This is a genomic window from Baaleninema simplex PCC 7105 (assembly GCF_000332355.1).
GTDB classification, from domain to species: domain Bacteria; phylum Cyanobacteriota; class Cyanobacteriia; order Cyanobacteriales; family Geitlerinemataceae; genus Baaleninema; species Baaleninema simplex.
Window position 1 is genome coordinate 2,187,102 of record NZ_KB235958.1, and the last position, 8,452, is coordinate 2,195,553.

The 8,452-nt window shown below is 52.3% G+C and carries 9 protein-coding genes, 1 tRNA gene, 2 pseudogenes and 1 riboswitch; of the genes and pseudogenes, 6 read left to right on the forward strand and 6 right to left on the reverse strand.

Annotation, left to right across the window (positions count from 1 at the left end; all coding sequences use genetic code 11):
• Positions 1–444 precede the first annotated feature (444 nt).
• Positions 445–1,314 carry a carboxylating nicotinate-nucleotide diphosphorylase gene (gene nadC, locus GEI7105_RS0111820; RefSeq protein WP_017660666.1) on the forward strand — a complete coding sequence of 290 codons (870 nt, stop codon included), beginning with the start codon at positions 445–447 and terminating at the stop codon, positions 1,312–1,314.
• Between the two features lie 312 nt (positions 1,315–1,626).
• Here nadC and GEI7105_RS0111835 read toward each other — a convergent pair whose 3' ends face one another.
• A complete protein-coding gene (locus GEI7105_RS0111835; protein ID WP_017660669.1) occupies positions 1,627–2,682 on the reverse strand; it encodes a C39 family peptidase in 1,056 nt (351 codons plus the stop codon).
• A 224-nt stretch (positions 2,683–2,906) separates the two neighbouring features.
• Here GEI7105_RS0111835 and GEI7105_RS0111840 point away from each other — a divergent pair.
• Positions 2,907–2,980: transfer RNA gene (locus tag GEI7105_RS0111840), tRNA-Pro, on the forward strand.
• 123 nt (positions 2,981–3,103) lie between these two features.
• Here the strand turns inward: GEI7105_RS0111840 and GEI7105_RS0111845 are convergent.
• Together GEI7105_RS0111845 and queA are read right to left on the reverse strand one after the other, a co-directional pair.
• Positions 3,104–3,325 (reverse strand): hypothetical protein, encoded by a 222-nt coding sequence (locus tag GEI7105_RS0111845; RefSeq protein ID WP_017660670.1) that lies wholly within the window; start codon positions 3,323–3,325, stop codon positions 3,104–3,106.
• Positions 3,326–3,362: 37 nt separating this feature from the next.
• Positions 3,363–3,439: riboswitch (Glutamine riboswitch) on the reverse strand.
• 96 nt (positions 3,440–3,535) lie between these two features.
• Complete coding sequence (gene queA, locus GEI7105_RS0111850; protein WP_017660671.1) at positions 3,536–4,639, reverse strand: tRNA preQ1(34) S-adenosylmethionine ribosyltransferase-isomerase QueA; 1,104 nt, start codon at positions 4,637–4,639, stop codon at positions 3,536–3,538.
• A gap of 177 nt (positions 4,640–4,816) precedes the next feature.
• Between queA and GEI7105_RS0111855 the strand changes: the two genes are divergently transcribed.
• Positions 4,817–5,203: a hypothetical protein gene (locus GEI7105_RS0111855; protein WP_017660672.1), complete on the forward strand. Its 387-nt coding sequence runs from the start codon at positions 4,817–4,819 to the stop codon at positions 5,201–5,203.
• An 8-nt stretch (positions 5,204–5,211) separates the two neighbouring features.
• Here the strand turns inward: GEI7105_RS0111855 and GEI7105_RS0111860 are convergent, their stop codons facing one another.
• Entirely contained in the window at positions 5,212–5,724 is a 513-nt protein-coding gene (locus GEI7105_RS0111860) for a YraN family protein (protein ID WP_017660673.1), read from the reverse strand.
• 87 nt (positions 5,725–5,811) lie between these two features.
• Between GEI7105_RS0111860 and GEI7105_RS0111865 the strand changes: the two genes are divergently transcribed.
• Positions 5,812–6,399 (forward strand): pentapeptide repeat-containing protein, encoded by a 588-nt coding sequence (locus GEI7105_RS0111865; RefSeq protein ID WP_245555401.1) that lies wholly within the window; start codon positions 5,812–5,814, stop codon positions 6,397–6,399.
• Here GEI7105_RS0111865 and GEI7105_RS39465 read toward each other — a convergent pair.
• Complete coding sequence (locus GEI7105_RS39465) at positions 6,380–6,583, reverse strand: hypothetical protein (RefSeq protein ID WP_144053772.1); 204 nt, start codon at positions 6,581–6,583, stop codon at positions 6,380–6,382. The genes GEI7105_RS0111865 and GEI7105_RS39465 overlap by 20 nt on opposite strands.
• Before the next feature lie 263 nt (positions 6,584–6,846).
• Between GEI7105_RS39465 and GEI7105_RS34835 the strand changes: the two are divergent.
• A pseudogene (locus tag GEI7105_RS34835) lies at positions 6,847–7,002 on the forward strand (helix-turn-helix domain-containing protein); the annotation flags it as partial.
• A gap of 84 nt (positions 7,003–7,086) precedes the next feature.
• Here the strand turns inward: GEI7105_RS34835 and GEI7105_RS36010 are convergent.
• Positions 7,087–7,465, reverse strand: a pseudogene (locus tag GEI7105_RS36010) (zinc ribbon domain-containing protein); the annotation flags it as partial.
• A gap of 312 nt (positions 7,466–7,777) precedes the next feature.
• Between GEI7105_RS36010 and GEI7105_RS0111880 the strand changes: the two are divergent.
• On the forward strand, positions 7,778–8,452 hold a 675-nt coding region (locus GEI7105_RS0111880; protein ID WP_017660677.1), incomplete at its 3' end, for an RNA-guided endonuclease InsQ/TnpB family protein.

Genomic DNA, 8,452 nt, shown 5'->3' on the forward strand with positions numbered 1-8,452 from the left:
TCTTTGGCGACTTCTTTCGTCCGACTTCCTGTTAAAGTGTTTTTGACGAAGAGCTAAAGCTTTTTTCAAGCTTTAGGTCGTGCTTTCAAACGATTCTTTTTTCGAGGTTCGGTGCGCTGTTTGAGGGCGGCGTTGTTTGCCTCTCCTCTCGAGCGCTTAACCAATCTAACAAGACCATTAGGGACTGTCAACCCCTTTTCGGAGTTTTTTTTGACTTTTTTTGAAGGTAACGGCTGTAATAACCACACAGTAAGGGTTTTGGGTTTGATTTTTTTTTGGATTTTTTTCGAGATCCCCCTCCTCAACCCCTCGATCGCACTCTCAAGGCTTTTCGATCGCTCTCCATCTACTCGGACTCGATTTCGGGTCAAACTCGACTGAGATCTTCCAGGGGGATCGATCGAGCTATCGTGAAAAATGCCAACTGACAGATATAGGTGACTCGTGAGCAGAACGGTAGCCCTTCCTCCCTGGATTTCGATCGACCCCTTATTAAAAGACTGGCTCAAGGAAGATATCGGACGGGGGGACGCCACCGCCCAAACCCTCCTCAACGGAACTGACGCTCGGGGAACGGCAATTTGGACGGCGAAAGCGGAAGGGATAGTGGCGGGACTCCCTCTAGCGAGGCGAATTTTCAAACTGTTGGGGTGCAGCGATCGAAGCAGTCAACTGGTGGATGACGGAACCGCCTGTGCGCCGCAAACGGCGATCGCTCGCTTTGAAGGCCCCCTGGACGCTCTATTAATGGGAGAGCGAACGGCGTTGAATTTAGTGATGCGACTCAGCGGTATCGCCAGCACCACGCGGCAATATGTGGAGACGATTGCCGATTTACCCACGCAACTGACGGATACGCGCAAGACGACCCCCGGTTTGAGAGTCTTTGAGAAATACGCTACCCGCATCGGGGGCGCGACGAACCATCGTATGGGGTTAGATGATGCGGTGATGGTGAAAGACAATCACATTGCTGCTGCTGGAGGCATCCAAGCCGCTATTTCCCGCATTCGACCGCAAATTCCCTATCCGATGACGATCGAGGTGGAAACGGAAACCCTAGACCAAGTTCGAGAGGCTTTGGAGGGAGGAGCGGACATTATCATGCTCGACAATATGCCCCTGGAACAGATGCGCGAGGCGGTAGTCTTGATTCGAGGGTGCGATCGCCCGGTGAAAATTGAAGCGTCGGGGAACATCACGCTCGACAGGTTGCGTAGCGTTGCGGAAACGGGAGTCGATTACATTTCAACGAGCGCCCCAATTACGAGGTCTCATTGGCTCGATATCAGTATGAAGTTGAGTCTGGCTTAAATATCACACAGATTCCCCGGTTAGGGCGGTGCGCCTCTTTCAGGGAAGAGTTAAGAGTCTAGAGCGAACAGTTAAAGAGGAGTTCCCACTCTACACTCTGCCCTCTGCACTCTTCACCGATCGACACGTACCCTTGTATGTTGGCGGTGTACATTGGCGGTGCGTGACAAAGCGATCGGTCTCACGATCGACACCCGATTTTTCAAGTCACGCACCCTTGTATGTTGGCGGTGTACATTGGCGGTGCGTGACAAAGCGATCGGTCTCACGATCGACACCCGATTTTTCAAGTCACGCACCCTACGGTTGTCTTTATTTTGAGATGAAATGTACCCAAAAGGAGCCGTCGGGAATGCAGACGCGGCGAATCAGGTCGTAACTGTAGGTGAGATAGGCTCCGCTTAAATCGGTGCGGTAGCCCCACTCGAACCATTCGCCGTAAGGATCGTGAACGATAAAGCCGCGATCGTTGTAGCCGACTAAGACGATGATGTGGCCGAACGAGGTGAAGTAACCGTGAATCACTAATGGATTCCCTTCGGCGAGCCAATCTTTAGCGTCTTCGATGGTGGCGTCGGTTCGGAACCGATCGCGACAACCGTAGTCGCGAACGATCTGGGCTAAGTCGTAAGGGCTGTGACGGCTCAAACCGCGTTCGATGGCGTATTCGTACAGTTCGTCTTCTAATTGGCCGATGTGGCTGCGTCTCGAGGCGCCGAGGTATTCCAAACACATGGCCAGGGAAGTGACGTTACAAGACCCGGTTGGGTTATACCAGTTGTCGAGTTGGGACTTGTAGGGAACCTCTAGGCGAACCGAGTTGGGTTTGACTTTGGGGATTTCGCGATCTTCGTCTTCCCAAATTTGAACGTGTTCTTTGAAGGCGTACCACTGTTTCGAGTCTTCAATTTTGCCGTTGGCGTGCAGTTTGGGAAAGGCTTTGTCGCGTAAGGTGACGCGAACGTGGTTACGAACGGGTTCGTAATCGAGCAACTCGAATTCGTTATCTTGCGGGATCGATTGTTTTTCGGTATCGGGAAGGTCTGAAGACTGGAGGGGTCTGGCCTTGAAAACGGTATTTTTGAGGATTTTGACTTTCGGTGGAGGTTTGGGGAGGTCTTCTCGCTTGGTTTGAATAATCAGTTTGGCGGTACGGGCGCCAAGATAGCCCGTTTCTCCCGCTTGCATTAGGGTTTGAAACCGTTGGAAGGCTGCGGTCGTGACGGGGCCGAACTTGCCGTCTGCGGGCGGAGCTAGGATCCCCATGTCGATCAGGCGAACTTGAATTTGACGGGTGAGGTCGCCGTCTGCGGCAATGTCGTTAATGTCGTACTTGCGATCGCTATCGAGAAAGTCTTGTAACCTCATGGATGCCACATCCTATAGGTCGATTCTATGATTGAGATAGCTCGATAGTAGCGCGATCGCTCCTAAAATCGAGAGGTGGGTCAACACAACGCCCGTTCTCTTTCGTTCTCGCTCCCGTCAACTCCCGTCCATTCCGGCTGAGTGTTGCAGGTGCTTGGCAAGTGCGGAACAAATCTTTTATAATCTGAGGGAATCGTTTGTTTTTGGAAACGGTTCGGTAGTCTCGGGATGTAGCGCAGCTTGGTAGCGCGCCTGCTTTGGGAGCAGGATGCCGCAGGTTCAAATCCTGTCATCCCGACTCGATTTAAGGCAACGATCGCAAAAGACTCCCAAGTTAATATCTTGGAAGTCTTTTATAGCCTTATGTTGCTCGGGGCGAGCGACGCCCAGTACTCAAGGCTTCTCGGACAAGCTGCGGACTCTAGCGCGTTCCGAGAATTCCCAAGTTGGAAATTCGATCGAGGGCTAGTGGAGTCGCGAGAACGAGTACTTTCACCGGCAACGGTGCGAAAACTAGGCTGAGAAGTAAGCACAACCCAGCAACGCCCGCAGTTGCAACTTTAACGATTTCTTCAGTCGTGTTGAGGCTGAAAATCATCGAAACACCAGCTACGGCTAAAGTAGCCAAGCAGGAAACTAGCATCAGCAATACCTCAAATGTTATCGATCGCTCGAGATGCGTTGCGTTCCTTCGGTGCGTAAGCCCTACTTCCGTCTCTTCTCCGATACAAGTCTCGACTGAAAAGAGATGAACGATTGAGATTAAGCTATCTTTACATTAGTAACAGCAGGTGTCAACCCCCAAAATTCACAAATCTTTGACTTGGTCTGTACGCAGGTACTCCGATTGCGGTCAAATCCAGTCCCCAGGAGGATTTTGGTTGGCTTCGGGGGTCACGAACATGGCATCGCCAAAAGAAAAGAAGCGATAGTTTTGTGCGATCGCCTCTCGATACAGAGTCAACAGTCGTTCTCGTCCCACCAGCGACGACACCAACATCATCAAACTCGACTTGGGTAAGTGAAAGTTGGTAATCAACCCCTCGACGAGACGCCAGCGATAACCGGGATAGATAAAAAGATCGGTTTTTCCGCAAAACGGCTCGAGTTCGCGATCTCCACTGCTGGCCACCGCCGCTTCGAGCGATCGCACGGCTGTCGTTCCCACGGCGATAATCCGCCCGCCTCTGGCTTTCGCCTCGCGAATCGCTTCGACGGTTTCGTGGGGAACTTTCGCCCACTCTTCATGCATGGCGTGTTGCGTGATATCGGACACTTCGACCGGACGAAACGTCCCGACTCCGACGTGTAATGTCACGAAAGCGCGACGAACCCCTCTTTCGTCCAAGCGATCGAACAGCTCGTTAGTAAAGTGTAACCCCGCTGTCGGTGCGGCGGCCGAACCCGCTTGACGGGCGTAAACCGTTTGATATTGGTTCGGCGAAGCCTGCGATTGCGTAACGTAGGGGGGAAACGGAACTTCACCGTACTCTTCCAACATCTCCAAGAACATTTTGTCCTCGGGAAACTGAAACTCCAACACGCGACCGCCCGTTTTGTCATCTACGGAAACGACACAGGCGCTAAATTCATGGTCTGAAGGGTTTGAGGGCGGTGAAAACAGAATCGACGCACCGGGTTTGAGGCGCTTTCCCGGTTTCACCAACGCCAGCCAGCGGTTTTGACTGACTGCTTCTAACAGCAGAACTTCGACTTTAGCACCGCTGGGTTTTTCCCCGTAGAGACGAGCGGGAAGCACGCGGGTATCGTTGAGAACGAGTAAATCGTTCGGTCGTAACAATTCCGGTAACTCACGAAATATGCGATGTTGGTGTTCTTGGGGAGAAGAGACCACGAGAAAACGGGCGCAATCCCTCGGTTCGACGGGATTTTGAGCGATACGCTCTTGAGGTAACTCGTAATCGTAGGCGTCGAGGGACAAATCGGGATTAGACATAGGCGATCGCACAAAACCAAGACGAACAAAAACGATAACACCACTCGATCGAATAGTCCGAAGTGGAAATTATCGCACCTTTGGGGAACTCTCCCCATGAAACGAGCGGGACTTCCCCCTACACCTTACACGCACAGTCCGCGACGATGGTAGTAGACCCCATTCACGGCACCGAACATGGATTATCTTTATTACCTCGCCAACGCCAGTTTAACGCTGAGGGTCGTCGAACACTTAAAACGCAATAACTTCCCGGTTCAATTCGTCACCGTCATTCACCAGATCGATGGTTGGGCGATTCGGGTCAAAATGGAATCTCCCCTCGAGGCTCGACAAGACGGCGATTTTCAAGCTTACCTGAAAGAACTCGGTATTCCCTATCCGTCTAATATTCGAGTTCAAATGGCAATGTGGAGCCTCGAAACGGGGCAAACTCCCGTAGACGTGATGCGACGCTATCAAGTGGCGATCGTCTGTCACGGACGCCCCGATATTGAAGAAATCGAGGCGTTTCGCCATCAGTTCGTTCGAGGACTCGGGTACTGTCCCGAAACGTTAGCTTGAGCGATCGCTCAAGCGGCCTCGAATACGTTCGTGAGATACCGATGTAACGTCAGTCGAGCATTCGCCACGTACACAGGCTTCCCGAAGACGATTTCGCCGATGTCAACCCATGACGAAACGGTTTGAGTTTGACGAGTTTTGAGGCGATCGCACTTCACCAACGCCACGTCGAACCGACAAGGTACGTCGCCAAACTGAGGATAGACGGTGAGAAACTGTTCGGCAGTCCGCCAGAGTTTCTCGCGTTTGCCAGGAGTAATCGAAAGCAAGCCGTCGGCGTCCCAATTCCCACGACTGCGAGTTTTGACCTCTACGAAAATTAGCTGTTCTGGCAGAGTGTCTTCTGACGGGGCGTCAGTTGCGGGATAGCGAGCGATCGCATCGAGTTCGCCCCAGCGACTCCGCCAGCGACGATGGAGTACTTCCCAACCCTGTTGATGCAGCCAGCGAACGACGAGTTCTTCACCGAGTTCGCCGATTTTGTGGGGAGCGTTACTGGTAGGATCGCAATGAGAGTTCACGATCTATCGAGTTTAAACAGGTCTCGGTTTAATTTCAGGTTTGCTGAGACAAAATGTCAAGTCGCGTTTCGAGGATAAAAGTTACTCGTGAAATATGGTACGGCTGTAACCCCTCCGAAGGGACAGAACACTGTTTGGCTGCGGCACAAGCACGGAAACGGTTGCGTTTTTGGCGATCGCGTTTGGAGACGACTCTGCGCGATCGTACTGTGTGTCGGGTTCTTGTTTCTAGCCGACGTAGCGTTGTACGAGAATCCAGCGCAGGCAGCGGATTACGTGAAAGAAACCCTGTTCGGGGAAGATTTCTCGGGTCAGGATTTGACGGATTCTAATTTTACGCTATCGACCATCCGCAGTAGCGACTTTAGCCATGCTAACTTGGTTGGCGTCCAGTTGTTCCGCACGAAATTTAAGGAAGTAACGTTAGAGAATGCCGATCTGCGCTTTGCAACCCTCGATTCGGCCGTTTTCATCGACAGTAGTTTGAAGAACGCACTGCTGGAAGGGGCGTTTGCGTACAACGCACAGTTTAAAAATACGAATATCGAGGGGGCTGATTTTACGGACGCGTTCCTTCGAGACGACACTCAAGCCGAACTTTGCGCCATCGCCTCGGGAACGAACCCGGTGACGGAACGCCAGACGCGCGAAACGCTCATGTGCGACTATTTGTAAACAATTTGTCACCGATCGCCGCGATCGCACCCGAAGCACTCGGTTCCTTAGAGGTACTGGGTGTTTCGTTCGATCGAGACGTGCAATAGAGCATCGTGTCGCCAGCGATCGCATGGGAGATCGACTTACCCCAACGTTTCCCGTCCGAATATTCTGATGCGCGATCGCCTGCGAAGCAATCCACTGCGCGATCGCGCACCGAGTAAATATACTGTTATTGTTTCCGATCGCGCAGGGAGGGCAGGTGTTCTCTCGCTTGAGACCGTGTTCTGAGGCAACAGACTCGCGATCTCGCTCTCGTCAAGCGATTTGGGGAAAACCGGCTACCAAGATCCGTCGCAGTGCTCCGCCCATAGCCGAGGGCTTGGGGGGTGGTGAAGCGACGGGAGGGAGTAGTTTGCTTAAGCCTAGGAAACAAATATTTATTTCATAGGCTAAGATAATTTCATGCTAAACATGACGTGGGAATTCAAGCTAGAGCCAACAGCGGAGCAGGTTTCAGACATCGAACACATTTTGGATGTGTGCCGCAATGTCTGGAATTTTGCCCTGCGGGAACGTAAGGATTCGCGGAATTTACCAATTTCAGAACTTTCAAATAGAGCATTAACCGTTCGCGGGTACGCTGACGATCGCTGTACAGCGATCGAAGCCGAACTTACAATCCGAAACGAAATCCCGCGATCGCTAAGTCAGATAGGTATTGACATCCTCTCCCAGCAACCCGTTCCGGGTATGCAGGGAGATTCCTTGGGTCGCCCCAAAGATTTCGTGCTTCAACAGGTGCCAGCTAGACTGAGTAACCTCAGTCCCCGCCGCATCCCCTCCACAGGCAGTTTAGATTTGCCGTTGCCCACGGCTACAGATAACTTGTCCACTCGCCACATCACGGGGCTTTGTTGACCCGCAGTTGTGACAGTGATGGATTCGAGTTGAGAGATCTTTGCGAACCTCCACTCCCCAGTCTGGGCATTCCTGAGAAGTGCCACGAGCATCCACCTTGCCGTAAAAGACATCACGCTTCCCCGCACACCCAGGGCAGGATGTGACTCCCAAATTGTCCCAGCCTTTCCCGTATGAATATTGTGATCAACGATCGCCTGCGAAGCATCCACTGCGCGATCGCGCACCGAGTAAATATACTGTTATTGTTTCCGATCGCGCAGGGAGGGCAGGTGTTCTCTCGCTTGAGACCGTGTTCTGAGGCAACAGACTCGCGATCTCGCTCTCGTCAAGCGATTTGGGGAAAACCGGCTACCAAGATCCGTCGCAGTGCTCCGCCCATAGCCGAGGGCTTGGGGGGTGGTGAAGCGACGGGAGGGAGTAGTTTGCTTAAGCCTAGGAAACAAATATTTATTTCATAGGCTAAGATAATTTCATGCTAAACATGACGTGGGAATTCAAGCTAGAGCCAACAGCGGAGCAGGTTTCAGACATCGAACACATTTTGGATGTGTGCCGCAATGTCTGGAATTTTGCCCTGCGGGAACGTAAGGATTGGCTAAATTCCCGAAAGTCGCCCGTGAATGCGTGTTCCATCGTGCAGGAATACATCTTGCCTGCGGATGCACCATTTCCCAGCTATGCGCGGCAGTGCAAGTCCCTAACTGCGGCCAAAGCTGAATACCCCCGATTGAAGACTGTCAACGCTCAGGTTCTTCAACAAGTCATCCGAAAACTGGAAGCCTCCTGGGAGTCGTGGCGGTTAAAGCGTTCGGGTCTTCCACGGTTCAAAAAACCCAACCGGATGCGAAGCTTTGTCTTCCCCCAGATGCTCAACGCTTCGACTCCGCTCAGCGTTGAGTCCGAGCGGAGTCGAGGACTCAAAAACTGTGTGTCTGACAAAGGGATTAAGTTGCCTCAGTTGGGATGGGTTCGGGTTCGGTGGTCGCGGAAAATTCCTGATTTATTCCAGGTTAAGCAAGCTCGAATTGTTCGCAAGGCATCCGGGTACTTTGTCGTGCTTAGCCTTCAGGCTGACGTCGATATTCCTGCTGTAGCCCCTCACGGACATCCGGTAGGGATTGACGTTGGACTGGAGTACTTTCTTTCA